Raw genomic sequence first — 24,757 nt, 5'->3', positions numbered from 1 at the left:
TTGAATGTCTATTGCGTTTATCAGGTGTTTACTTTGCCTTATTCTGCACTTCTAATATCTCATCCGTCTGGCAATGAGCTTGATTGCAAAGCCAGACTTCAGGTCAACTATCGGGAACTTCTATCAGGCTGATTTCAACTTAGCGCGCAGCATATCGCGGATGTGTGGTGCTGCTTTGTATGGGTCGCCTGGATTACGTTGCATAATGATATCTTCCATACGCTCTTGCACATTGCCCAGCGCGGCCGGATGTGAGTAGATGTAGAACTGGCCGTCGCTAATCGCTTTGAAGGTTTTTTCCGCAACTTCTGCCGCAGTGACTTTACCTGAAGAGACTGCTTTATCCGACATCGCTTGCGAGGCTTTTTGGCTGGCTGTCGGCGCTGACGCTTGTACGTCGTCGGGACGATTACGTTGCGACTGGCTGATACCGGTTGGAACAAAATAAGGACATAAGACCGATGCGCCTATCGGTGCTTCGACCAGGCTTAAATCCTGGAACAAGGTTTCGGATAAAGATACGACAGCATGCTTGGAAACGTTGTACACACCCATGGTCGGTGCGTTGAGCAAACCTGCCATAGAGGCGGTGTTGACGATATGACCTTCATAATCTGGGTCGGTCTTTGCGCATTCCAGCATCAGCGGTGTGAAGATACGCACGCCATGGATCACGCCCCATAAATTGACGCCCAATACCCATTCCCAGTCGGCTTGGGTGTTTTCCCAGATCAGCCCACCAGAACCGACACCGGCATTATTGAAGACTAAATGCACAGCGCCAAATTGTGCCATCGTGGCGTCGGCCAAAGCCTGCACTTCTGCCGCATGCCGCACATCACAGTGCATAGTCAATACTTGTGCACCGATTGCCTCCAGCTCTGCTTTGACTTTATCCAATGCATCTTGCTGCACATCGGCCAATACCAGCTTCATACCGAGCTTGGCACCGATCAGCGCAAATTCACGACCAAATCCGCTACCACCACCAGTGATAACGGCTACTTTATTTTGAAAATTTTTCATGGGTGTCTCCAGCTATTTTTATGGGAAAAACGATTAATGCAAAAGGATCAATTAAGACTTAGTTTGCTCAAAGCTCAAGCCGGTGTTACGCGTTTCATTTGGAAACCTACACGTGGAAAATGCACAGTCACGTTACCAGCACGATCATCGTGACGTCGTACCGCTAACTGATTGGCGCTGCATATCACCAACTCACCCTGCACCGGGTCCAGTGCGTAATCGTTAGGCATGATGGTGACTTGCTCACCCAACGCAATGCCGTGAGTATCAACAAAACTGGACGTGACAGCAGCAGGCGTAGATGTACTGGCGAGTTCAATCGCCTCAGCACTACGCATTTTTTCAAACTGCCCATGACCAAAGGCAGCGATCTTATCCATCCATGTAAGCAGAAGCGGATGCGCATCCAGAATCCCTGCCACTGCGGGAACACGCCGGATAAACCACAAAGCGTGATACACAGAAAAATCAGCGATGCTCGCCTGATCACCGAGTAAATACGCTTGACCACCCGCCAACATAGCATCCAAGCGACGCAGATACTCTTGCAATTGTCCGGTCGCCTCTGGCAGAGACATACGCGGTGCATTGGCCCGCATCGCTGCACGGTCAGCACCAAACGCCTTCATCTGTTCTGGCGTGATATCGCCCAGAATGCCACTCATCGCAGCGGGCTGAAACGTGTAGGCAATCGCAGTCCAGAACAAGGTGGTATCTGCCCAATGTGCCAGTGTTTTAGACAAGCCAGCAATCGGTTCTGGATAGAGTGACGGCGTTGGTGCGAGAGTTTCCAGCACGTCAGCAATCAAGGCGGTATCACAATAAATATCTGCGCCGATTTGCATGATCGGCGTACGGCGATAACCGCCAGTCAACGCGACCACATCTGGTTTTGGCATGATGGACGGAATCATCACAGACTTCCAACTCAGATTTTTAAACCCGAAGATCAGACGTATTTTTTCTGAAAACGGTGAAACTGGATAGTGATGGAAAATAATATCGGACATGAACACCTCTTTTTGCGGCTATTGGAATTGACTTTTCAAATCACAACGCACAACAGTAACTCTACTAATCTGCTGTGTTTTCTGCCTCTCTGCTTATGTGAGAGGCAGAAAAATTGATTAAATCCGTTAGGCCAGTTACACCAACTTCACCAACTGCTTACCAAAGTTTTTACCCTTCAGCAAACCAATAAATGCCTCTGGTGCGGCAGCCAAATCTGGTGCAATCGATTCACGGAATTTGAGTTTGCCGGTAGCAACCAGAGTGCCCAGTTCTTTCAAGCCTTGTGGCCACATTTCGATATGTTCCGATACGATGAAGCCTCGTAAAGTCACACGCATGGTCAAGAATACACGCGCGTTACGGATAGAAATTGCTTCACCGTTGTACCCGGCAATCATGCCACACAGGGCAACACGACCAAATTGATTCATGCGTGCCAGACTAGCGTCGAATACTTCACCGCCAACGTTTTCGAACACGCCGTCAATACCATCTGGCGTCGCTGCTGCGAGGTCGGCCTCTAAGTTACCGGCTTTGTAATCGACGCAGGCGTCAAAGCCTAATTCGTTCACAACATAAGCGCACTTCTCTGCACCACCGGCGATACCAACAACTCGACAGCCCATTTGTTTGGCTAACTGGCCGACCACACTACCGACTGCACCACTGGCTGCGGAGACTACGACCGTCTCACCTTTTTTAGGATGAATGATTTGTGTTAGACCGTACCAGGCGGTCATCCCTGGCATACCGACAGAGCCGAGATACGCCGACAACGGAATATGCGTCGTATCGACTTTGCGCAACATGATGCCGTCGGATACGCCCATCTCTGCCCAGCCCAACATGCCAACGACTTTATCGCCGACAGCAAACTGAGGATTTTTACTCGCGACGATCTCGCCCACGGTGCCACCGATCATGGTCTCGCCAATGGCTTGTGGAACCGCGTAGCTTTTCGACTCTTCCATACGGCCACGCATATACGGATCGAGTGACATAAAGTGATTGCGGATTAAGACTTCTCCGTCTTTGATCTCTGGAACAGGGACTGTCTCCAGACGAAAGTTATCTGACTGAACTTCCCCTTTTGGGCGGGATGCAAGGACAATACGTTGGTAAGTTGTTGTGCTCATGTTGATCTCATTTCATTAATTGGTTAGCGACTGCCTGAAAAGCGCGATAAGTGATAGGGTCACTTGCGCCATTGGCAGCGATGGGGTGAGAAGAAAATTTAACGATGACCATTTCGGCCACTGGATCAATGTAAATACGTTGACCATGGATACCGCGTGCTTCAAAAGTTTTGTGGCTGTTATGTCCTATCCACCACATATTGCGATACGAATAACCGGGGATAGTGGCGTAACCGGCTTTAGCAAATTTGGCCTGATCACCACCTTTGCGAATATCATCGATGGCAGCTTTAGGAATAATTTGCTGTCCGTTAAACTTGCCGTCCAAACGCATCATCTCGCCAAACCGAGCCATATCACGTAAGCCAAGATTGAGACCACCACCGCCCTGCTCGGTACCGATGCTATCAACCGCAAAATAGGCGTCATTTTCGACCCCTAATTTTTGCCAGATACGTTCAGACAATAAATCCGCCAGCGATTTGCCACTGGCACGCTTGATGATCCAGGCCAGCACTTCTGCATTTACTGTTTTATAGGCGAATGCATCGTCGTGTTGACCTTCTTTTTTCAGCTTAACCAGAAAATCGTAAAAGGTTCTAGGACCATCATACGTTGGTGCTGTCGGCAACAAACCACCGGCTCTGGCGTAATCCCAAATCTCGGCTTTAGGATCAGCATAATTCTCAGAATATTGCACACCAATCGTCATATCCATGACTTGACGCACTGTAGCATCGCCATAAGCGGACTCTTTTAATTCAGGCAGATATTTGGTCACCAGCGCAGTAGAATCCAGGCTACCTTCAACCGCCATTGCTGCCGCCAAAGTACCGACAAAAGACTTAGTCACGGACATAGCGATATGCGGCAACTGCGGTTTGCTGATACCAAAGTATTTCTCATACACGATACGACCTTTGTGCATAACCAAAACGCTGTCGGTATAGGTATTGTTGAGCATATCGGCCCAGGTCGCATTGGCGCCCTTGTCATCAACAAAAGAGACTTTATCCAGATCCGCCAATGCTTGCGGCAAGGGGGACGCAGCCAGCGTGCCATGCCAGACGTTTGCTGTTGGACCTAACTCACGCCCATGCGAAAACGACCATCGGGTGCGAGGAAACTGGTAGTTACTACCGTTACTAAATTTAACGACTTTGTCTGGCGCGGGTGGAAAACCTTGCATCCAGCCCAGCGTTTTTGGATCGGTGCTCGCTGGATCAGGTAAAGCCGTTTGTGCGATTGCGGTGTTGATTGCTGTAGTCATGAGTCCGCCGATAAGTAACTTCGTCGCGAGTGTAAAACCCGATGCGATTGATGATTTCTGACGCGTTCTTTGTATTCTTTTTGTTGTGGGCATGCTGTCTCCTGTTTCCATTCTGTGTTTTTACTGTTGGATTTATTAGGACCTGCTGACACTTTATTTGCTTATACCTTTGGTCTGACTTTGGTTGAACTTTGGTAAAGTTAATCGAGAAAATATAAGATCAATATAAAGGGGAAATTCACATACTCCCCCCGATTTTATTAAAATATAGCTTATTGTCCAATGATTCTATGGACAACTAAAAATACCCCATCTCAGTATATTTATAATTCACCGATTTAAACATCAGCATCCGAATAACTATTGCGCGTCAAATCAGCGATTAGCTCGCCCTCTCCCGCTGGCGGGAGAGGGGTTTTACCAATGCAGATTGACTCGCTAACCAGATATTTTGAAAAACTAAATCACTCACTCATTCACTCATTCACTCAATCGCTGCCATAGAGCTTCTTCATATTCTCACCCGATTTCAAGCGGCGTAAATATTTAAACGTGCCCATCGCCTTCGCCACCAGTTTGTCACCGTTCCAGATTTCGCCTTCGCAGAAGCACATGGTCGTTGACCGATGGAAAGCATGACCACGTGCTTCGATATGGCCGCCAGTAATCCCGCCGGGTTGCAGAAAAGTCGTTTTCATTTCTACCGTGACTACACCTTTTAAATCTTCGCACAAGGATCGTCCGGCCATTGCCATCACCACATCCAGCATGGTCATCAGCACACCGCCGTGGACGATTTGCCAGCTGTTCATATGGCGTTCGGTTAAATCTAAAGTGAGTTTGGCGTTACCGCCGTCCATCTCTAAAAATTCAACTCCGAGATCATGCAGAAATGGATTGAGTGCAGAAGTAGGCTGCGGGATCGGAACACCATTGCTGGCAGATTCATCCTGAACCTGTGTCCCGGCATGTGAATGATCTTCTGCAATTTTTTTCGACTCAGTAGTAGACAAGCTCATGCTGATCTCCGGTTATATTGTCGGGACTTAGCACAGTCACAGTGCAGCCCTCTGAGCATTTCTAAAAATGAATTATCGGAATGCAGAATACAAAACACAGCAATAAATGGAGTCACTGTGTTTGGATTGTGAACTGCATTCAATAGTCGCTTTTCAGATTCAGTTTTCAGACTCAGTTTTCAAATTGCGCGCATTAAACCGCGGAGACTCCACCATCGACTGCCAAGGTTTGACCAGTGATATGTTTACCTGCATCGGAGGCAAACAATAAGGCAACGCCTTTCAGATCTTCGTCATCACCGATGCGTTGCAGCGGAGCGTCTTTGGAGAGTTTTTCCTCGCCTAGATTTTCCAGAATTCCTTTCGTCATTTTGGACGGGAAAAATCCCGGTGCGACGGCATTCACAGTAATGCCATGTACGCCCCATTCACCGGCCAGAGTGCGAGTGAAATTGATGACTGCCGCTTTGGACGTATTGTAGGCAATCGTCTGCATGGTGCCGGGTCCGTTGCCCGCCAAACCAGCAATCGAGGCGACATTGATAATGCGACCGTATTTGCGAGGAATCATCGAGCGCTTGCCGACTTCTTGCGACAACAGAAAAATGCTACGGATGTTGAGGTTCATCACCTTGTCCCATGCCTCAACCGGATAATCTTCGGCCGGGGCACCCCAGGTTGCACCAGCATTATTGATGAGGATATCGATATGGCCGAGTCGCGCCAATGCTTCATCGACCAGCGGCTTTACCGTACCGTCTTTACCCAAATCAGCGGCAATCGCGCTAGCGTCAATGCCTTTGCTTTTCAGATGCGCGACCGCCTCGTCCAGATCCGATTGTTTGCGTGAAGACAGCACCAACTTGGCGCCCTGCTCACCCAGTGCCTCGGCCATTTGCAAACCTAAACCACGAGAGCCGCCAGTGATTAAAGCAGTTTTACCTTTGAGGTCGAATAATTGTTGTGATGTACGTACTGTTTTCATTTTTGTCTCCGATTATTTTTAATCTGTTTTTGAGCTAATTTTTTTAAAACCAGGCGTCTTGCATATCTAAAGTCGTCGTATCCAGACTCGCCAGTAAATCTAATTGCTGATGGACTTTTGGCAGTTCCCACTGATAAAAGTATTTACAGGCTTGCAGTTTTCCTGCGTAGAAATTGGCGTCGTGATGGGTTTCTTTTCCAACCGACAACAGTGCTTGCTCCAGCCAAATCCAGGAGACAACGGTGTGGCCAAATACCTCTAAATAAAGGGACGCATTTGCCAGTGTTTTATTCAAATCACCGGCAGCATATAACTGCTGTGTGACCATCGCAATGCGACGTAAAGCCAGCGACAAGGCTTGGGCATAGTCAGATAATTCCGGGTGGCTGGCAGCGCGTGTAATCGTCGCCTGCATCTCTACACCTAGCGCTTGCAATGCAGCGCCGTCTTGCATAACAACTTTACGCCCCAACAAATCCAGACCTTGTATGCCGTGCGTTCCCTCATGGATAGGATTTAAGCGGTTGTCGCGATAGAACTGCTCCACGTTGTATTCACGCGTATAACCATATCCGCCGTGGATTTGAATCGCCAGATTGTTCGCTTCCAGACACCATTGTGAAGGCCAGGACTTAGCGATTGGCGTCAAAATATCCAGCAACAATAAAGCATTGGCACGGGCGGCAGGATTTGTCGCGCTGCGTTCTTCATCTACTAAACGAGCGCAATATAAATTCAGTGCCAGCCCACCTTCGACATACGCTTTTTGCGCCAGCAACATCCGTTTGACATCGGTATGTTGAATGATAGGCAGTTGCGCCGTAGCAGGATCTTTGGCTTGCGGATTACGCCCTTGCGGACGGTTTCGCGCATAATCCAGTGAATGCAGATAACCGGTATAACCCAGCATGACGGCACCTAGACCAACACCAATGCGCGCCTCATTCATCATGTGGAACATATTAGCGAGACCTTTGTGCACGGTACCGACCAGATAGCCGATTGCGCCTGCTTTGCCTTCCGGCTTAAACTTACCTTCGCCAAAATTGAGCAGGCAATTGGTGGTGCCGCGATAGCCCATTTTATGGTTTAAGCCAGCCAGCACAACGTCATTGCGCTCACCTAATGAACCGTCTGCATTGACGAGTTTTTTAGGGACGATAAAAAGAGAAATCCCTTTAACACCTGGAATCAGTTTGCCGTTCTCGTCCGGCACTTTGGCGAGTACCAAATGGATAATATTTTCTGATAATTCATGCTCGCCAGCAGATATCCACATCTTATTACCAGTCAGGCGATAACTACCATCGGCCTGAGGTTCTGCGCGAGTGACAATATCGGACAAACTGGACCCTGCCTGCGGCTCTGACAAACACATCGTGCCAAAGAAGCGGCCTTCCAACATCGGCTTGGCGAAAAGTTCAATTTGCTCTGGCGTACCGCATTTCATCAAGGTATTGGCATTGCCAATCGTCAGAAATGGATATGAAGAAGTACCAACGTTGGCACCTTTAAAGTAGGCAAAACCTGCTTTCTCGACTACGCAGGGCAATTGCATGCCACCCAGTTCAAAATCTTGTCCGGCGGCCATCAAACCCGCTTCGCAAAATGCATTGAGCGCCGTTTTTACCTCAGGGATGATGTGTACGACTTCACCATCAAAATGCGGCTCGTTCTGATCGTTCTTTTTATTATGCGGGGCGAATAACTCAGTGGCAATTTGCTCGCAGGTATCGAGCGCAGCATTGAAGGTTTCACGGGTGTGGTCAGCAAAACGTTCGCGCTGATTTAAGGATTCGACATTCAGCCATTCATACAGCAAAAAATCGAGGTCGCGGCGGGGGATGATTTTTGATTGCATAGCGGATCGGATATCAGATATTGGACGTTGGCAGGACGACGGATCGTCCTTTTAAAAAAAGCAAGACAGGTTACGCCGGTCTTGCTCGTCTTTATTTTTTAGGACTTACACAAAACCGCCCCGGCTGCGTTGTAGCTCCTAGCTGTACTAAAGTACTATCTTCGTCGCTACGCCTTGCCGGGACAATTTTGCGCAGGTCCTATTTTTATACCTTGAAGAATAGTAAAGCTAATCAGTCGCTTAGCAATTACACCACTTCAAACAAGCCAGCCGCGCCTTGACCGCCACCGATACACATGGTTACCACAACAAATTTTGCGCCACGGCGTTTGCCTTCGATCAAAGCATGTCCAGTCAAACGTGCACCGGATACGCCATAAGGGTGACCTACCGCGATCGCACCACCATTGACATTGAGTTTATCCATTGGGATACCAAGCTTGTCTGCGCAATACAAGACTTGCACGGCAAAGGCTTCGTTCAATTCCCACAGGCCGATGTCTTCTACTTTGAGACCTGCTTTTTTCAATAATTTTGGAATCGCGTAGACTGGACCGATACCCATTTCATCTGGCTCGCAACCTGCGATTGCAAAACCACGGAAAATTCCCAATGGTTGCAGGCCTTTGGCTTCTGCTAATTTGCTGTTCATCAAAATCGCGACGGAGGCACCGTCAGAAAATTGACTTGCGTTACCAGCGGAGATGACGCCGCCTGGCACTGCGGAGCGGATTTTAGATACCGCTTCCAGCGTCGTATCTGCGCGAATACCCTCATCAGAAGAGATCGTGACTTCTTTGCTGACCAACATACCAGTGGCTTTGTCAGCCACACCCATGATGGTCGTCATCGGAACGATTTCTGCATTAAATAAACCAGCGGCTTGTGCAGCGGCGGCACGCAATTGACTTTGCACGCCGTATTCATCCTGGCGATCGCGGCCGATGTTGTAACGCTTGGCGACGGTTTCTGCCGTCTGCAGCATTGGCCAGTAAACTTCTGGCTTGTGCTCTTTCAACCAGGTCTCAACGATCATGTGTTTATTAGCTTCGTTCTGTACGCAAGAGATAGACTCAACGCCGCCAGCAGCATAAACATCGCCCTCACCGGCAATAATACGCTGCGCTGCCAGAGCGATGGTTTGCAAGCCAGAGGAACAAAAACGATTGACTGTCATACCGGCAGTCGTGACCGGGCAACCGCCGCGCAATGCGATCTGGCGGGCTATATTGCTGCCAGTTGCGCCTTCCGGTGTGGCGCATCCCATGATGACGTCTTCTACCTCGCCAGCTTCAATCTTAGCGCGTTCAATCGCGGCACTGAGGACATGACCACCCATCGTGGCGCCATGCGTCATATTGAAAGCACCTTTCCAGGATTTTGCCAGGCCGGTACGTGCGGTGGATACGATAACTGCATCAGTCATGTGAGTCTCCTAATTAGGTAATTTTTTTAATTTGGGTAAATCGATCATTGCTACAAACTGGACATACTTAATATTCTGGACGTTTCTGCTAACTTTAAAACGGATTTTAAAACTGACTTTAAAAGCGATTTTACAATCGATAACGGGACATCATTATGCGCCCGATTGTTAGCCAAATTCGGTACCAAGCCAGGTACAAAAGCGTCTCGTAAAAATAACTGAATACGAGAATAGCATATTTTTAGTACGACCGTTCGCAAAAATTTTAACTTATTTTGAGCAGGTAAAAACACACAAATTCACCTTATAAACTGGTGAATACAAATTCATCCTTGTCGTCCTCATCCCCTTCTTCGTAAGGTTCTGTAAGTTTCAAGAAAGCATGCCGTAAGTTTCAGACTGCACACTCAACCACGCTAAAAGTAAGCTTTATAAATTTTCTATTCCATAAAGCTGGTTTTTGCTTACAACTTTAAAATAAAACAGGAGACAAGCATGGCGACAGCACCAGTAGCGTCAGGCAGTATGACGGCTGAAGAGCGTAAAGTAATTTTCGCGTCTTCCCTCGGTACTGTATTTGAATGGTATGACTTTTATCTGTATGGCTCACTCGCAGCCATCATTGCAAAACAGTTCTTTGCAGGCACCGATCCAAATACCGCATTTATTTTTGCTTTGCTGGCTTTTGCAGCGGGCTTTATCGTTCGACCTTTTGGCGCATTAGTGTTTGGCCGTCTTGGCGATATGATTGGTCGTAAATATACCTTCTTGGTCACGATCCTGATCATGGGTGGCTCGACCTTCTTCGTCGGTTTGCTACCTAATTACGAAACAATAGGACTGGCAGCACCGGTAATCCTGATTACTTTGCGGATTCTGCAAGGTCTGGCACTTGGCGGCGAATACGGCGGTGCGGCGACTTATGTAGCAGAGCATGCGCCACACGGTAAGCGCGGTGCATTTACTGCCTGGATCCAAACAACAGCGACGCTGGGTTTATTCCTGTCTTTACTGGTGATCTTGGGTACACGCACAGCCATCGGTGAAGAAGCATTTGCTGCCTGGGGCTGGCGTATTCCATTCCTGGTGTCAGTAGTCCTGCTGGGTGTTTCAGTCTGGATACGCTTATCCATGAACGAGTCTCCTGCTTTTGCCAAAATGAAAGCAGAAGGCAAAACTTCAAAAGCACCTCTGACAGAAGCATTCGGTCAATGGAAAAACATGAAAATTGTGATTCTGGCCTTGCTGGGTTTAACCATGGGTCAAGCCGTAGTTTGGTACACAGGCCAATTCTATGCTCTGTTCTTTTTGCAACAAACCTTAAAAGTAGATGGTCCTACGGCAAATATTTTGATTGCTGCGGCGCTGTTGATCGGCACACCGTTCTTCCTGGTGTTTGGTACTTTGTCAGACAAAATTGGTCGTAAGCCGATTATCCTCGCGGGTTGCCTGATTGCTGCGTTGACTTACTTCCCTATCTTTAGCGGTATCACGCATTATGCGAATCCTGCTTTAGAAGCAGCATTGAAAAATGCACCAGTCGTCGTGAGTGCTGATCCTGCTGATTGCCAATTCCAGTTTAATCCTACTGGTACGAAAAAATTCACGTCCTCTTGCGATATCGTGAAAGCAAAACTGGCTGCTGCATCGGTTAACTACTCTAACGAAGCAGTAGCACCAGGCACGCCAGCCACGGTCAAAGTAGGTGAAAAAGTCATCCAATCATATAGCTCCACTGGTCTGCCAAAAGAAGAAGCCGCTGCGAAAGACAAAGCGTTTTCTAAAGAATTTGCAGATGCAATCAAAGCAGCCGGCTATCCACCAAAAGCAGATTCAAGCCAGATCAACTATCCAATGGTCTTGTTGCTGCTGACTATTTTGGTGCTGTATGTGACGATGGTATACGGTCCGATTGCAGCGATGCTGGTAGAGATGTTCCCAACCCGTATTCGTTACACATCGATGTCATTGCCTTACCACATTGGTAACGGCTGGTTTGGCGGTTTATTGCCGACCACCGCATTTGCTCTGGTAGCTTATAAAGGTGATATTTACTACGGTCTGTGGTACCCGATCATCTTCGCTTTAATCACATTCGTAATCGGCGTCTTGTTTGTGAAAGAAACAAAAGATAACGATATTTACGCAGGGGATTAAAAAGCCTTTTGCTTAAAGAAAAAGCCGTCAAACATTTGACGGCTTTTTTATTGCTTTGGAGTTCTCAGACTTCTCTTTCTCTTTATCTGGTGTATTTTTAAATTTCCACGACTGAGAAAATCAAAGGAATCAATATACTCCCCTATATTTTCTCCAAATATCGTCACCGGCTCATAATTCACCTAGACGATTAAAATATACTTACCAGCAGTATTTACGATCAAAGCGAAAGTCAATGCTAAAACTCATAGTGCATCTCAAGTCTGACCTTGCCCCGCTGGCACAATAGACTGGCCTGGCTGCCAATCACTAACGACGCTTTGTCTTTGATATGACCAAACGGCAATCCCGTGATGATGGGCACCTTTACGGTTTCGCGCAGAAATTGAATCATTTGTTTAAAGTTGTAGCCATTGTCATGCGCGGCTAATTTGTATCCAGAAAAATCGCCAAATACAATCGCAGATTGCTGTTCCAATACACCAGCAAAATGCAGTTGCAACATCATGCGTTCTACCCGATAAGGGTGCTCTGCGATATCTTCTACGAATAAAATACCATTGTCGATTTTGGGGAAATACGGCGTAGCGACCAGATGCGTCAGCATTGCTAAATTTCCACCCCACAGCGTCCCTGCCACATCACATTCTGGCGAAGCACTGGTATCAAACTCAACATGATGATGCGTATTTTTGATGCAATTAAAAAAGCTCTGCAGAGTAAATTCACTCAGATCTTCACGACTAAAATCATCACACAACATCGGGCCAGAAATACTCGCTTGATGACATTGCGATAGCAAAGCCAGATGCAGCGCATTAAAATCGCTATAGCCAACAAAGCATTTTCTACTGGCGACTAATTTTTTATAATCCAGATGTGGCAGCAGACGCGATAAGCCGTAACTACCACGCAAGGCCATGATGATATCGACATCAGGATTGTCAGCCGCGTCATGCAATTGCGCTGCGCGTTGAGGATCAGTACCACCAAAACGCTGGAATTTTTTATCCGGCTGGTAGTAGTTATAAACCTCAAATCCGCGATCTCGCAAGACTTGCAAGCCACGCTCTACGCCTGGCTCATCAATAGCGCAACCACTGGCAGCGACAATAGCAATGCCTGGTTTGCGTGAATCTTGCTTGGAGTCCGAATTGTTTTTGCGAGTAAAAATAGTCATATGCGATAAATCTACCTGTCTGACGATCAGTTGATAGGAATCAGTTGATGGGAATTAGAGTCGACGTTGGAATTCTAATCAAAATTCTGGTTGGGATATAGCATAAAGTTCTGATCGGAAGCAGAGCAAACATTAGAGTTTCAAGCAGTTTGAGAGGCGATCTACCGATCTATTTTCGGGCAATAAACATCACAACAAATATTCTATACTCCCCTTCTTTTATAGAAAATATGCCCTAATGCCCAATGATTATATGGACAATCGATATATACTTACCACGAGTATATCTATTCACATCACATTTCACCGAAGCAATTCACTGAACTAATCTTAGTCCTCGATCTTAAGCATCAATCACAGGCGTTTTCTTCTGAGCGGCTCTTCGGCTGGCAAAAAAATCTTTAAGTAAGTTACTGCAATTGTCTGCCATTACCCCGCCAGTAACGCTGGTATGGTGATTGAGTTTTTCTTGCTCGAACAAATTCAGTACCGAGCCGCAAGCACCGGTTTTTAGATCGCTAGCACCAAAAATGACTCGCGCCAGGCGTGCATGCATCATGGCACCAGCGCACATGACGCAGGGCTCTAAGGTGACATAGAGCTCGCAACCTGGCAGCCGATAATTACCCAAAATCTGGGCACCAGCGCGTAAAGCCATGATTTCTGCATGTGCGGTCGGATCGTGTTTGCCGATTGGATGGTTGTAACCGACAGAGATGACTTCACCGTCTTTGACCAATACGGCACCAACTGGCACTTCGCCCAAATCCCAGGCAACTTGCGCCTGAATTAATGCGAGTTGCATAAAATCAGCGTCACTGCTTGCTTGCGCGCTGGCAGTTAGGATCGAGGTCACGAGAAATGAGCAGTGTGTGAATTTGGCTTAGCCGTCAATCTCGGCCCAGCAATTGGGTGTTTCGTAGAGCGTTACTTTGGTGAGCGATAAAGTACGCCCGTAACGATCATGATAGACATCTTTGAGGATGTCAAAAGCGATTTTCGCCAGATTCTCTACGGTCGGGACGCGATCAATGACCACAGTTTTGTGATTGGGCATACTTTCCAAAAACTGTCTGACAACGGTATCTTTTTCGTACACGATAAATGCGTGATCCCAGAGATCGACCAAGTATTGATTTGCCAGCGCTTTAATGTCGCTAAAATCCATAATCATGCCATTGTCGGACTCACCATCTTTTTCCACGACTTCACCGGTCAATGTGATGAGCAAAGTGTAACGATGCCCATGTAAATTACGGCATTGACTATTGTGATCAGGAATCCGATGTCCGGTATCGAATTCGACTTTTCTTGTGATGGTGAGCATGTAAGGCCTAAACTAAGATAACTGAAGATGACAAAAATTACGGTATTTGAAGAAGTTTGTGGGTTTGTAAACTGAGCTTCCAATGCGGATGTTGCTTGCAGAATTCGACAGCGATTTTCAAATTCTTGGCTTGTTGCGGGCCGTCCATCGCTTGCACAAAGTAATGCTGAAAATCTAATGCTGCATATGCCTGCATATTTTGTCCCAGTTGCGGGATCACGACTTTGAGCTCATTGCCTTTGCGTACCAGCAGTTCAGCACCCATTTTAGGGCTGACACAAATCCAATCGACGCCTTCTGGAACTGGCAGTGTGCCATTGGTTTCAATCGCGATTTCAAAACCAACTGCATGCATGGCGGTGATTAATTCAGTATCTAACTGCAATAAAGGCTCGCCGCCTGTGAAAACGACATATTTGCTTGCGGCATAGTCATGCGGCCATAAGTTATTGATGGTCGCGGCTAACTCTGCCGCCTGTTTAAACTTGCCGCCGCGCTCGCCATCGGTTCCGACAAAATCGGTATCGCAAAACTGGCAAATCGCCGTTGCCCGGTCTTCTTCTCTGCCCGTCCACAAATTACAACCGGCAAAACGACAAAAAACCGCAGGGCGACCAGCATGATTGCCTTCGCCCTGTAGCGTGTAAAAAATTTCTTTGATGCTGTAAGTCACAAAACTACTCGCTCACTTTTATTCAGTTATTCCCACTCAATTGTTTCCAATGCCTGAAAACCCTTATGGATACTAGCTTTGTTTGTGTTGACCATCTAACTTTACCGTCATATTTACCGTCAAAAAACAAGCGCTTTGACTGGCGCGGGAGATGCACTCAGTTTGCTCGGCGACTACTTTCCCACATCAATCGTCAACTATCGACGGGAGCTGGAAGCCATCGAAGCCACTGGATCTTACGTTATTCCTTCTAAGAACAAGTATAAAGCAACGACTTCTCGTTACCAACCGTTATATAGCGAGCGTGTTCCAATCTTTAAAATCCAACAGCGGGCAATAGTTTGCCGAGTAAACCGGTTGTTCAATAATTTCAGGCATCCTGGGTCAAAAGTAAGTCAAACGCGAACAATTCCCTACTTTGGTGCAGATTATGGCAAATTTCGCGATCGAATTTTCATTGTTATGTTTTACGCTCAATTCGTCTCCCACAAGGACACGAAATTGCCGCTCAGTGTCATTTACGGAGAACTTGGCGCTCATACCAGCGCTTCAACGATCCGGCGTTGCTTCAAAGAAGAAGCATTCAGGCAAGATGGCCGGAGCGATGTAGTCCACATCTTGGACAGTCACGCCACAAGCGAAGTAGCTCTCGCGCCATTGCCGCACGACTGCCACGATCTGGTCGATTTCCCTGCGGGCCTCTTCGGCTGACAACCCGAAGCGACCTGACTGCGATAGCAAATTGTAGATACTGGCCGTGCGACCGTAATTGCCCACGGTCAGTGCGAGGTCGCGCCGCTCCAGGCTCACCACAGGTGCGGGCACCAAGTCGTAGGCGGGCGATAGGCGCCATCCCTTTGGGCGGCGCAGCAACGCATGGTTGCGCGGGTGATCATCGTTGTTGGTCACTGCGGCGTTGAAGACCATGCGCCGGAACAGTTCAGCGCAATCGGCTTCGGGCTTGTCGGACCAGCGACGCAGGTTGTCGGCCAGCAGCGGATAGGACCAGCGTTCACGGTTCAGATAGCTATCGTCGCAGTCGAGCACCGTGAGTCCACTGACCAGTCCAAAGCGCAGATAGCCCTTGTCCGTGTGTTCACGATCGAAGCGCTGCAGCATCAACACATCGCTGTCGCCGACCGCCTGCAGGCGTGCCTGCGTGACGTTCAGGCCGCAGCGGCGTGCGAGGTCGAGAGTGGCGTACTCGATGCGCTGCAAGTTGCAGCGATCATCTTTGGCGGGAAACTTGCCGAGCCACAGACACTGCGCGTCCTCGATGGTGGCTTTGGGTCGGGCACCGCCCATGCTGGTGCCGGGATCGAGCCGTTCCAGCAGGTGCGCCGGTACCGGCCTGCCTTCCTCGATAGCCTGCGCAGCAGCAACCAGTTCGGCGAGCTGATGGGTGCGGTTGTACTGCCGCTTGGGAGCGGGTGGTTCGGCCTTGAGGCCGAAGCTCAGATAGCCAGCGCCATCCTGCGGGCCATGCAGCAGATAGTCGATTTCATGTAGATCACGCGCAGCACGTTCGAGCTTGTGCTCGATGACCCGCCGTCCCCAAGCGTCTGGGCTCGCATCACGCAAAGCACCGGGGATACCCTTGAGTTGGGTGAACTCATGGACGGTTTTATCCAGCGGCAGGCGGTACGGGTCAAGTGCAACCGCTTCGGCACGCTGGAGATAACGATCGCCATAGCGAAAGCGCCCAATCTGCGTGCCGTCGGGCAAGGTCTGTACTTTCAGCAGCGCCGCCGGCACTGCGTTCAGGGTGCCGGGGAGCTGGACGTAGACGTAGGCTTCGCGCTCAGAAGTCATAGTCGTTGCCGCTCTTGCGTGACTTGCCCACGCGGGTGGGACGACGGGAAGCTTCGAGCGCCTTGCCGTGAACATCGGTGTCGGGATCGGCCACAGCGTCCAGAGATTTTTCCAGGTCGAGCGCCCACAGCACGGTGAAACAGACGCCGATGGCTGTGCCGGGCTTGCCAAGTTCCAGGGCCGTGAGCGTATTGCGGTTGATCCCTGCTTTACTGGCAAGGTCCACCACTGACCAGCCGCGACGAATCCGCGCGACGCGGATGCGCTGGCCTAGCTGGGCGACACGCTCGGAAACATGCAACGGAATGGCGAAATTGCTCATGATTTTGGGCTTACATACACTTAACGACCATCATAATAGGCAAGTTATGGCTATCCTGCAAGGCTCATAAGGCCTATTTGATTAAAATAATAGGCACAAAGCCTATCAGCAGCTAAATAAGTAGGCAAGCAAGCTTCCGCGTCTATCGCCGCACCTGCGGCTTGCGGATGCCGCCTCGCGCGACCGTAGACTCCCGTTTACATCCGAGCCAACCTTGGCCGACTTTGTCTCCCAAGCTTTAGGACTTGAAAAGTGTCAGGAGTTACCTCATACTTCTTCCAATCAGGAGATATCGCCATGCAGACCCTCGCCAAACAAGTCTTGGAACACGCTGCCGGAGCGCCGGAGGGCACGCCTTTGGTCGCCAAAGAACTGTTGCACCTAGGCAATCGTGCAGCCGTGGATCAAGTATTGTCCCGTCTGGTGCAGCGCGGCGCCCTATTGCGCGCCGGTCGCGGCATCTATGTCTTGCCCGTCGAAAGCCGCTTCGGCACCCGCGCACCGTCGGCCGTCAAGATGGTCGAAGGCTTGGCAAACCAGCGTGGGGAAACCATCGTGTCGTACGGTGCCGCCGCCGCCAACGCGCTAGGCCTGACTACGCAGGTGCCGATGCGAGCGGTCTATCTCACGTCCGGTCCCAGCCGCCGCTTGAAATTGGGCGCGCAGATGGTCGAGTTCCGACACGCACCAATGTGGCAACTGATCTTTCCTGGGCGGGCTGCTGGCGAGGTAGTGCGGGCACTGGCTTGGCTAGGCCCGGAAAAAGCAGGGGAAGCGATCCAGAAGCTGCGCGCCAAGCTGCCACCGTCCGAACTGAAAGAAGTCGCGTCGGCGCGGTCGCGACTGCCGACATGGATGGCCCAAGAGATCAGCACCCTGGTGACCCTTGGCTGAGTTCTTCCAGCTCTCCCGCCGCCAAATGCCTGGAGGCGCTCGACTTGGCAGCCAACACGTCGGGCCTCCCTGCCCATCTGCTGGAAAAAGACATTTGGGTGGTCTGGTCGCTGCGGCACCTCTTTGCCGCCCCCTATAGTGCTGCGGTGTTCGCGGCGACATGCCGCGCAAAACCATATCGGCACACATTTGACTGTGCAAGGTGTTCATGGCTGTTTCCTCCGCCAAAGCCAGGGACATCCCTCTACTTCAGCATATGAACCGGTGCACTATTTCCTAGCGCCAATCTCCGAACGGCCACCCGACGCGCAGCGGCGTAGTCCAACAGTCATAGGGATCCGAGGCGAAATTGCTGTTGATCGGAATCCACTTGATAACCCATCGCCCTGTAACCCCGCTGTCGCTTTTCCCACATTCTGTAGAGTTGCGGATGATCCAGCTCGACGTAGTCGTAAATCAAGATGTCGCTCTTGTTTGCATGGTCACGATGTAGACGGCCGGCGTATTGCTGCAGCGTCCCTGTCCATGAAATTGGCAGCGTCAGGATAAGCGTGTCCAACGGCGCATGATCGAAACCCTCACCGACCAGTTGGGCGCTGGCCAACAGTATGTGCGGGGCATCCTCCGGCAACTCCGCCAGGGCCTTGATGATCGCCTGACGTTCCTTTACCTTCATACGGCCGTGCAGCATGAAGCAAGGGTATTCGACATTCGCCAAATGCGCGTACAACAGGTCAAGGTGTTCTGTCCGCTTGGTCAGCAACAACACCTTCCGCCCGTTGTTCAATGCGTTGATCGCGTCGGTGACGATGCGTACGTTTCTATCGCTGTCCTCGGCCAGCAGTCGGATGATCTCTTGAATGCTGGCGTGCGGCGGAATGGACGGAGTCGGAAGATGTCGGATCCGAACCATTAGCTGATCCGGGACGTGTGCCGGGCGCTTGGCGATATGCCTGACAGGACCGGACTGCATGAAGATGATCGGGTGGTGTCCGTTACTGCGAACAGGGGTGGCGCTGAGCCCGAGGACGTAGCGTGAGCTGGCTTGCTTCAAGACCGCTTCGAAAGTTTCTGCGGTTAAATGATGTGCCTCGTCAATGATGACCTGTCCGTATTGGCTGAACAGTTCGGGAAGATCGTCTCGGCGCGCCAGGCTTTGAATGACCGCAATGTCAAGCATGCCGGTGGGTTTCTTTTTCCCGGCGCCGATCAGGCCAATTTTTTGCTCGTCCAGTCCGACGAAACTGCCAAGCCGCTCCTGCCATTGCCGCATCAGGTCGGCGCGGTGAACAATCACCAAGGTACTGACCTTTCTCTTGGCGATAACAGCAGCTGCGGTGACCGTCTTTCCAAATGCGGTGGGTGCGATCAGCATGCCGAAATCATGTTTTGTGACAGCGTCGAGCGCTTCCTGCTGATCCGGGCGCAGCACACCGTTGAACGTCGCGTTCATGCGTTGCCCCATCGAACGTGCGTCGTCCAGACGGAGCGCAATTTTATTTGCGGCAAGCAATGCCTCGACATCGCTCAGGCAACCTCGCGGCAACGACAAAAATTTTTCGTGGTTTTCTGCGCGGCTGATGATCCGGGGGGTATTCCATGTGGACCTGAGCGTGGCCTGAAGTTTGTAGAAGTCCGGATTTTGGAACGCCGCAATCCGGATTAGACGATTCATCAAGGGTTGCGGCAGGCCTGCCTTCTCGATGAACAATTGGGCGGCGATTGTCGCCTTTACCGCGTTTGGCATGATGCCGTTGAGTTTGACATCAGACTTGGCTGGTCGTACCCATGGGGCCTCAGCGTTCTCTTCCGGCACGTCGGCATAAGCGATGTCGAGCGGATGGCGGTCCCCGACCAGTTTGGACAACGCCGTTTCGATACGGCTTTGCGGAAGGGGCTTGATGTTTTCTAGGAACGCCCACTGGTCGGGGAGCTGCTGCAAGTTCGCGTCGACAAAGACGCTGCGTCCAAGGTCACGGGGTTCCTTTTGTAACGGCAAGGCGATCAGGTTGCCAAATCCGCCTTTCGGCATGGTGTCCTGATTCGGGAACAGACGGTCATATGATTTAAGGGCCAATTGACGAGTGCGGGCGCAGGTTGCGCTGATCAGCGCCGCACCCAAGCGCCGCACATCCCTTGCCGGCGTCGCGTTTGCAAAGAAAAGCCAAAGATGCGCTCCCGAGCCAGAGCGCGAGATTTCCAATGCAGCCGGGAGATCATTTTCAAGGCAGGTTTGCAGTACCGCACGGGCATCTTCGCGCCAATCCGCTTCATCAAAATCAATGGCGAGAAAATAGCATCGGTTATCGACCAGCAGTGGATACACGCCGGCGGTGATCTCGCCTCTGAGATGCTGGCGAATGATGGTGTCGGTGACGGGCGCATATAGGCTATGACTGCACTCACTACATTTTATGGTCGGCAATTTGCAAATGCCGGCTCGCCATTTGTTGGCGCAGAGGGGCGAATACCCAGACTTTCCCGTCGTCTTGCTTATCCAGCGAACTGGATAGATATCCTCCCTCCCGCGAAAGAGTCGTCGGAAGATCTTGACCTTCGCATTGGGTGACAACTCATTGGCATTGGGTTGCAGCGCGGAATCGCCAACGGAGCCAATGTCGGAATTTGATGGTTGCGGCACCGCGATGCCGTGCTGTGCAAGCAGGGCCTTCAGCGCATTATTCTCAGCACGTAACTGGATGAGTTCGGCTTCGGTCTTTGACATGCGCGGCTCGCTTTACGATGATGGACACAAACGAACCGCAGGCTAATTGAGGCCGGCGAGGGATCGTTTTCACTTGCCGCCTGACGGTAAAAAATCGCATCAACGAACAACGCCAAATTTCACCGGCAGATTTACCGTCAAAAAACGCCCTCTGTTTCTCCAAAAATTCCGTCCGTCAAAATAAAATTTTTGTTATTTTTCAATAACTTATGCTGCTATTGATGCCGCATTTAGGATCATCTTCAATAAAACGTAAGCAATTGATTTATATAGATATTTCCATCACCCGTCACTCCCACTCAATTGTTTCCAAGGCCTGCAAACCCGCATGAATACAGGCTTTCTCTGTATGGGACATCTAATTTGCCGTCATATTTACCGTCAAAAAACAAACGCTTTGACTGGCGCGGGAGATGCACTCGGTTTGTGCGGCGACTACTCTTCCACATCAATCATCAACTATCGAGGGGGTCTGGAAGCCCATCGAAGCCACTGCGTCCTACGTTTTTCCTCTCAAGGAACAAGTATAAAGCAACGATTTCTCATGACCAAACGCTACACATCGAGAGTGTTCCAAACCATGAAATCCAAGGTCAACGGCACGCCTGCACCAACAACTCACTCTTGGTGCGTCCCATGGCGACTTTCGCCATTGAATTTTTATCGTTACATTTTACGCTGAATTCGTTTCCCGTGGGGAGACAAGCTTGCCGCCAGATATCGTAAATGTTATATTCAATGCGCATTCCGTTTCTTTTAGAGGCGCAAATTGAGCACAAAATATCACTTGCAAACAAAGACGCTAGGCCCACGGGCAGCGCAACTCCTCATTGAGCTGAATGAACTGCGCCGGTCTACGTTCACTTTGGCGGATGTGGGTTCGATCACCGGCCTGTCGGCTGCGGCGGCCCGAAATCTCGTGCACAAGGCTAAACAGCGAGGCTTGGTGACGCGACTGAAGCCCGGTTTGTACAACCTCGTCCCCTTCGAACTCGGCCGGGCCACTGAGCACATCGACAGCCCGTACCTGATCGCGCGTGAACTCGCCGGTGCCGCGCCCTACTTCCTGTCGCACGGCACAGCGCTTGAACTGCACCGCATGGTGACGCAGCCGAATTTCACTGTGTACGTGTCATGTACGCGTCGCGTGCGTCCGCAGACGGTCGGCGGCTATGACTTTCGGTTTATCCACATCACTGAGGAACAAGAATTCGGGGTCATTAAGCACTGGATCGACAAGGAACGCTTCGTGATGATCAGCGACATGGAGCGCACGATCGTTGACGGGCTCCGACACCCGGCATTTGTCGGCGGCATTACCGAAGTCGCCAAGGGCTTGTGGATGAAGCGGGACGTACTGCAAGTCGAGCGGCTGGTGGATTACGCGCGACGCCTCGGCATCGGCGCCGTCGTGCGCCGCCTCGGCTATCTGCTGGAACACTATGGCCTGGCCGATGCGTCGACGCTGGAATCATTGCGCGGCATGCTGACAGCAACGTACCAGCGCCTTGATCCACTGCTCCCCACCGAGGGGGCATTTTTCTCACGTTGGCGGCTCCAGCTTAATGTGACTCCCGAAGAGCTCGATGCCGTGAGGCTGGGCTAATGATTCCAAAATACAACATTTCCCTGATTTCGAACAAGCGGTGAGCACTGGAAGGTGGCGCAATCCTTCGTCCGACTTTACCTTCCCGAGCTTTGGGACTTGAAAAGTGTCAGAAATAGCCTCATACTTCTTCCAGTCAGGAGATATCGCCATGCAGACCCTCGCCAAACAAATCTTGGAACACGCCACCGGAGCGCCGGAGGGTACGCCTTTGGTCGCCAAAGAACTATTGCACCTGGGTAGTCGCGCAGCCGTGGATCAAGTATTGTCCCGTTTGGTGCAGCGCGGCACCCTATTGCGCGCCGGTCGCGGCATCTATGTCCTGCCCGTCGAAAGCCGCTTCGGCACCCGCGCGCCGTCGGCCGTCAAGATGGTCGAAGGCTTGGCAAACCAGCGTGGGGAAACCATCGTGTCGCACGGTGCCGCCGCCGCCAACGCGCTAGGTTTGACCACGCAGGTCCCGATGCGAGCGGTCTATCTCACGTCCGGCCCCAGCCGCCGCCTGAAATTGGGCGCTCAGATGATTGAGTTCCGACACGCGCCAATTTGGCAACTGATTTTTCCTGGGCGAGCTGCGGGCGAGGTGGTGCGGGCACTGGCTTGGCTAGGCCCGGAAAAAGCTGGGGAAGCGATCCAGAAGCTGCGCGCCAAACTGCCACCGTCCGAACTAAAAGAAGTCGCTTCGGCGCGGTCGCGCCTGCCGACATGGATGGCCCAAGAAATCAGCGCCCTGGTGGCCAATGGCTGAATTCTTCCAGCTATCCACCGCCGAACGCCTGGAGGCGCTCGACCTCGCAGCGAACACATCGGGCCTGCTGCCCCATCTGCTGGAAAAAGACATCTGGGTAGTCTGGTCGCTGCGGCACCTCTTTGCCGGCCCTTACGCTGACCACTTGGTATTCAAGGGTGGCACGTCCTTGTCGAAGGCCTATGGCGTCATCCGGCGCTTCTCCGAAGACGTGGATCTGACTTACGACATCCGCGCCATCGCCGCCGATCTGGTGGGTGACGCGGATGCGCCACTGCCAACCAGCAAGAGCCAGGAGAAGAAATGGAGCAAGGAGATTCGTGCGCGTCTGTCGGACTGGATCGGCGCCGAGATCGTGCCACGTCTCAAGCGCGATCTTGAACAAGATGACCTACCGGCAACCGTGCGGGCCGAGGACGACAAAGTGTTCATTGACTACGCGCCGCTGGCCACCGGCACCGGCTATGTCGCGCCCGCCGTCATGTTGGAGTTCGGTGCCCGCTCAACCGGTGAGCCCAGCGAAGCACGCGCTATCCGATGCGATGCGGCCGCATATTTGCAAGGGGTGGAGTTTCCCAGCGCGACACCACAGGTTATGCGCGCCGAGCGCACCTTTTGGGAGAAGGCCACGGCGATACACGTTTTTTGCGCGCAGGGCGAGTTTAGCGGTGGTGACCGCTTCGCGCGTCACTGGCACGACGTGACGAGGCTGGACGCTGCCGGCTTCGCCGCCGCAGCTATCGCGGACAAAGCTCTCGCCCGCGCGGTTGCCGATCACAAGAGCGTGTTCTTTGCAGAAAAGAACGAGCACGGCGACGCCATCAACTATCACGCAGCGGTCGCAGGTGGGCTCCAGCTTGTACCGGATGACGGCGCGTTGGCCAAATTGGCAACCGACTATCAACACATGGTCGATGACGGCTTATTCCTCGATGACGCGGAGCCATTTGAATCTCTGATGGAGCGATGCCAAGCGATCCAGCAAAGGGCCAATACAAAACAACCACCACAATGAAATTCAATTGATATCCATCGAGCATCGGATACGAAATTCGACGAACACACGCTGATGACCAGCGATTTCTCGGCCAAACTAACGGTTATCCATTCAGCGAGGACGGTCCAATCGGTATTCCTCGACCGGAACATCGACGCGCCACGCCTGACGCGGATAGGCGATGAAATCATGATCGTAGTGGTCGAGCCGGCAATATATCTCCGCCACTGGCAGCGTTGTCACGTAGACCGCAAGATCCGTCAGATCGTAGAACTCCGCGTGATGGGCCGCATACCAGATCGCCTTGTCGAGCGATGTGGTCCACGACATTCCCATGCTATGGACAGAACCGGCGCAGCCGCGAAACAGGGTCACCCGACCACCTGCCGCCACAGCGCCCAAATTGCCTACTGGCTTGAGTTCAAGCAGACGATCTCGGTCGCATGCATCGAACACAGCCTTGAGCATCTCAACGCTATACTCTTTGGTATGCGTCCGACAGACCCACCTAGACGATCAGCAAATAACCGATTTTGCCCGCAGCGGAAGCAATTCATCAATACGATTATTTTTACAGGTAGG

At 51.1% G+C, this 24,757-nt stretch carries 21 protein-coding genes; 5 read left to right on the top strand and 16 right to left on the bottom strand.

All coding sequences use genetic code 11. The features are described from left to right. Positions 1–123 precede the first annotated feature (123 nt). The 8 genes from AAKU61_RS16575 to AAKU61_RS16540 form a co-directional block, all read right to left on the bottom strand. Complete coding sequence (locus AAKU61_RS16575) at positions 124–1,026, bottom strand: SDR family oxidoreductase (RefSeq protein WP_354334041.1); 903 nt, start codon at positions 1,024–1,026, stop codon at positions 124–126. Between the two features lie 74 nt (positions 1,027–1,100). Continuing rightward, entirely contained in the window at positions 1,101–2,036 is a 936-nt protein-coding gene (locus tag AAKU61_RS16570; protein ID WP_354334039.1) for a glutathione S-transferase family protein, read from the bottom strand. Positions 2,037–2,171: 135 nt separating this feature from the next. Beyond that, the gene (locus AAKU61_RS16565; protein WP_354334037.1) at positions 2,172–3,173 is read right to left on the bottom strand and encodes an NADP-dependent oxidoreductase; all 1,002 of its coding nucleotides are present in this window, start codon (positions 3,171–3,173) and stop codon (positions 2,172–2,174) included. Positions 3,174–3,180: 7 nt separating this feature from the next. Continuing rightward, positions 3,181–4,443 (bottom strand): serine hydrolase domain-containing protein, encoded by a 1,263-nt coding sequence (locus tag AAKU61_RS16560; protein ID WP_354334072.1) that lies wholly within the window; start codon positions 4,441–4,443, stop codon positions 3,181–3,183. 488 nt (positions 4,444–4,931) lie between these two features. Further along, on the bottom strand, positions 4,932–5,462 hold the full coding sequence (locus tag AAKU61_RS16555; RefSeq protein ID WP_354334035.1) for a PaaI family thioesterase: 531 nt from the start codon (positions 5,460–5,462) through the stop codon (positions 4,932–4,934). A gap of 193 nt (positions 5,463–5,655) precedes the next feature. After that, positions 5,656–6,447, bottom strand: a complete 792-nt coding sequence (locus AAKU61_RS16550; protein ID WP_354334033.1) for an SDR family oxidoreductase — start codon at positions 6,445–6,447, stop codon at positions 5,656–5,658. Between the two features lie 43 nt (positions 6,448–6,490). Beyond that, positions 6,491–8,308: an acyl-CoA dehydrogenase gene (locus AAKU61_RS16545; protein WP_354334032.1), complete on the bottom strand. Its 1,818-nt coding sequence runs from the start codon at positions 8,306–8,308 to the stop codon at positions 6,491–6,493. A 247-nt stretch (positions 8,309–8,555) separates the two neighbouring features. Next, positions 8,556–9,734 (bottom strand): acetyl-CoA C-acyltransferase, encoded by a 1,179-nt coding sequence (locus tag AAKU61_RS16540; protein WP_354334030.1) that lies wholly within the window; start codon positions 9,732–9,734, stop codon positions 8,556–8,558. 495 nt (positions 9,735–10,229) lie between these two features. Between AAKU61_RS16540 and AAKU61_RS16535 the strand changes: the two genes are divergently transcribed. Continuing rightward, the gene (locus AAKU61_RS16535; protein ID WP_354334028.1) at positions 10,230–11,891 is read left to right on the top strand and encodes an MFS transporter; all 1,662 of its coding nucleotides are present in this window, start codon (positions 10,230–10,232) and stop codon (positions 11,889–11,891) included. Positions 11,892–12,129: 238 nt separating this feature from the next. On the opposite strand, the gene ldcA is transcribed toward AAKU61_RS16535, so the two are convergent. The 6 genes from ldcA to AAKU61_RS16505 all read right to left on the bottom strand — a co-directional run bounded on the left by ldcA (position 12,130) and on the right by AAKU61_RS16505 (position 17,205). After that, positions 12,130–13,071 carry a muramoyltetrapeptide carboxypeptidase gene (ldcA, locus tag AAKU61_RS16530; RefSeq protein WP_354334027.1) on the bottom strand — a complete coding sequence of 314 codons (942 nt, stop codon included), beginning with the start codon at positions 13,069–13,071 and terminating at the stop codon, positions 12,130–12,132. A 343-nt stretch (positions 13,072–13,414) separates the two neighbouring features. Then, positions 13,415–13,927, bottom strand: coding sequence for a tRNA adenosine(34) deaminase TadA (tadA, locus tag AAKU61_RS16525; protein ID WP_354334025.1), 513 nt, complete (start codon positions 13,925–13,927; stop codon positions 13,415–13,417). A gap of 27 nt (positions 13,928–13,954) precedes the next feature. Further along, a complete protein-coding gene (gene queD / locus AAKU61_RS16520) occupies positions 13,955–14,398 on the bottom strand; it encodes a 6-carboxytetrahydropterin synthase QueD (RefSeq protein WP_322118379.1) in 444 nt (147 codons plus the stop codon). A 37-nt stretch (positions 14,399–14,435) separates the two neighbouring features. Next, the gene (gene queE / locus AAKU61_RS16515) at positions 14,436–15,071 is read right to left on the bottom strand and encodes a 7-carboxy-7-deazaguanine synthase (RefSeq protein ID WP_354334022.1); all 636 of its coding nucleotides are present in this window, start codon (positions 15,069–15,071) and stop codon (positions 14,436–14,438) included. Positions 15,072–15,620: 549 nt separating this feature from the next. Beyond that, positions 15,621–16,883 (bottom strand): type II toxin-antitoxin system HipA family toxin, encoded by a 1,263-nt coding sequence (locus AAKU61_RS16510; protein ID WP_354334020.1) that lies wholly within the window; start codon positions 16,881–16,883, stop codon positions 15,621–15,623. Further along, positions 16,873–17,205, bottom strand: a complete 333-nt coding sequence (locus AAKU61_RS16505) for a helix-turn-helix transcriptional regulator (RefSeq protein ID WP_354334019.1) — start codon at positions 17,203–17,205, stop codon at positions 16,873–16,875. Before AAKU61_RS16505 ends, AAKU61_RS16510 begins: the two co-directional genes overlap by 11 nt. A 297-nt stretch (positions 17,206–17,502) precedes the next feature. On the opposite strand from AAKU61_RS16505, the gene AAKU61_RS16500 reads away from it, so the two are divergent. After that, positions 17,503–18,099 (top strand): DUF6088 family protein, encoded by a 597-nt coding sequence (locus AAKU61_RS16500; RefSeq protein ID WP_354334017.1) that lies wholly within the window; start codon positions 17,503–17,505, stop codon positions 18,097–18,099. Between the two features lie 328 nt (positions 18,100–18,427). On the opposite strand, the gene AAKU61_RS16495 is transcribed toward AAKU61_RS16500, so the two are convergent. Beyond that, a complete protein-coding gene (locus AAKU61_RS16495; protein WP_354334015.1) occupies positions 18,428–20,824 on the bottom strand; it encodes a TOTE conflict system archaeo-eukaryotic primase domain-containing protein in 2,397 nt (798 codons plus the stop codon). A gap of 769 nt (positions 20,825–21,593) precedes the next feature. On the opposite strand from AAKU61_RS16495, the gene AAKU61_RS16490 reads away from it, so the two are divergent. The 3 genes from AAKU61_RS16490 to AAKU61_RS16480 all read left to right on the top strand — a co-directional run bounded on the left by AAKU61_RS16490 (position 21,594) and on the right by AAKU61_RS16480 (position 24,193). Continuing rightward, positions 21,594–22,430, top strand: coding sequence for a type IV toxin-antitoxin system AbiEi family antitoxin domain-containing protein (locus AAKU61_RS16490; protein WP_323492475.1), 837 nt, complete (start codon positions 21,594–21,596; stop codon positions 22,428–22,430). Positions 22,431–22,581: 151 nt separating this feature from the next. Continuing rightward, complete coding sequence (locus AAKU61_RS16485; protein ID WP_354334013.1) at positions 22,582–23,178, top strand: DUF6088 family protein; 597 nt, start codon at positions 22,582–22,584, stop codon at positions 23,176–23,178. Next, complete coding sequence (locus AAKU61_RS16480) at positions 23,171–24,193, top strand: nucleotidyl transferase AbiEii/AbiGii toxin family protein (RefSeq protein WP_354334011.1); 1,023 nt, start codon at positions 23,171–23,173, stop codon at positions 24,191–24,193. The genes AAKU61_RS16485 and AAKU61_RS16480 overlap by 8 nt, the downstream gene beginning before the upstream one ends. Positions 24,194–24,286: 93 nt before the next feature. On the opposite strand, the gene AAKU61_RS16475 is transcribed toward AAKU61_RS16480, so the two are convergent. Beyond that, positions 24,287–24,643, bottom strand: a complete 357-nt coding sequence (locus AAKU61_RS16475) for a hypothetical protein (RefSeq protein WP_354334009.1) — start codon at positions 24,641–24,643, stop codon at positions 24,287–24,289. Between the last annotated feature and the right edge of the window lie 114 nt (positions 24,644–24,757).

It is taken from the genome of Undibacterium sp. GrIS 1.2 (assembly GCF_040544435.1).
In the GTDB taxonomy this organism is placed as follows: domain Bacteria; phylum Pseudomonadota; class Gammaproteobacteria; order Burkholderiales; family Burkholderiaceae_D; genus Undibacterium.
Note: the sequence above shows the minus strand (reverse complement) of the source record. Positions and strands in the feature narration are given on the sequence as shown.

Bases quoted from the DNA above. Each gene is read 5' to 3' on its own strand.
- AAKU61_RS16560 (WP_354334072.1), bottom strand. From the start codon at position 4,443: ATGACTACAGCAATCAACACCGCAATCGCACAAACGGCTTTACCTGAT.
- AAKU61_RS16565 (WP_354334037.1), bottom strand. From the start codon at position 3,173: ATGAGCACAACAACTTACCAACGTATTGTCCTTGCATCCCGCCCAAAA.
- AAKU61_RS16480 (WP_354334011.1), top strand. From the start codon at position 23,171: ATGGCTGAATTCTTCCAGCTATCCACCGCCGAACGCCTGGAGGCGCTC.
- AAKU61_RS16500 (WP_354334017.1), top strand. From the start codon at position 17,503: ATGCAGACCCTCGCCAAACAAGTCTTGGAACACGCTGCCGGAGCGCCG.
- AAKU61_RS16540 (WP_354334030.1), bottom strand. From the start codon at position 9,734: ATGACTGATGCAGTTATCGTATCCACCGCACGTACCGGCCTGGCAAAA.
- AAKU61_RS16550 (WP_354334033.1), bottom strand. From the start codon at position 6,447: ATGAAAACAGTACGTACATCACAACAATTATTCGACCTCAAAGGTAAA.
- queD (WP_322118379.1), bottom strand. From the start codon at position 14,398: ATGCTCACCATCACAAGAAAAGTCGAATTCGATACCGGACATCGGATT.
- AAKU61_RS16570 (WP_354334039.1), bottom strand. From the start codon at position 2,036: ATGTCCGATATTATTTTCCATCACTATCCAGTTTCACCGTTTTCAGAA.
- AAKU61_RS16575 (WP_354334041.1), bottom strand. From the start codon at position 1,026: ATGAAAAATTTTCAAAATAAAGTAGCCGTTATCACTGGTGGTGGTAGC.
- AAKU61_RS16555 (WP_354334035.1), bottom strand. From the start codon at position 5,462: ATGAGCTTGTCTACTACTGAGTCGAAAAAAATTGCAGAAGATCATTCA.
- AAKU61_RS16475 (WP_354334009.1), bottom strand. From the start codon at position 24,643: ATGCTCAAGGCTGTGTTCGATGCATGCGACCGAGATCGTCTGCTTGAA.
- AAKU61_RS16495 (WP_354334015.1), bottom strand. From the start codon at position 20,824: ATGTCAAAGACCGAAGCCGAACTCATCCAGTTACGTGCTGAGAATAAT.
- AAKU61_RS16485 (WP_354334013.1), top strand. From the start codon at position 22,582: ATGCAGACCCTCGCCAAACAAATCTTGGAACACGCCACCGGAGCGCCG.
- ldcA (WP_354334027.1), bottom strand. From the start codon at position 13,071: ATGACTATTTTTACTCGCAAAAACAATTCGGACTCCAAGCAAGATTCA.
- AAKU61_RS16510 (WP_354334020.1), bottom strand. From the start codon at position 16,883: ATGACTTCTGAGCGCGAAGCCTACGTCTACGTCCAGCTCCCCGGCACC.
- AAKU61_RS16505 (WP_354334019.1), bottom strand. From the start codon at position 17,205: ATGAGCAATTTCGCCATTCCGTTGCATGTTTCCGAGCGTGTCGCCCAG.
- AAKU61_RS16535 (WP_354334028.1), top strand. From the start codon at position 10,230: ATGGCGACAGCACCAGTAGCGTCAGGCAGTATGACGGCTGAAGAGCGT.
- AAKU61_RS16545 (WP_354334032.1), bottom strand. From the start codon at position 8,308: ATGCAATCAAAAATCATCCCCCGCCGCGACCTCGATTTTTTGCTGTAT.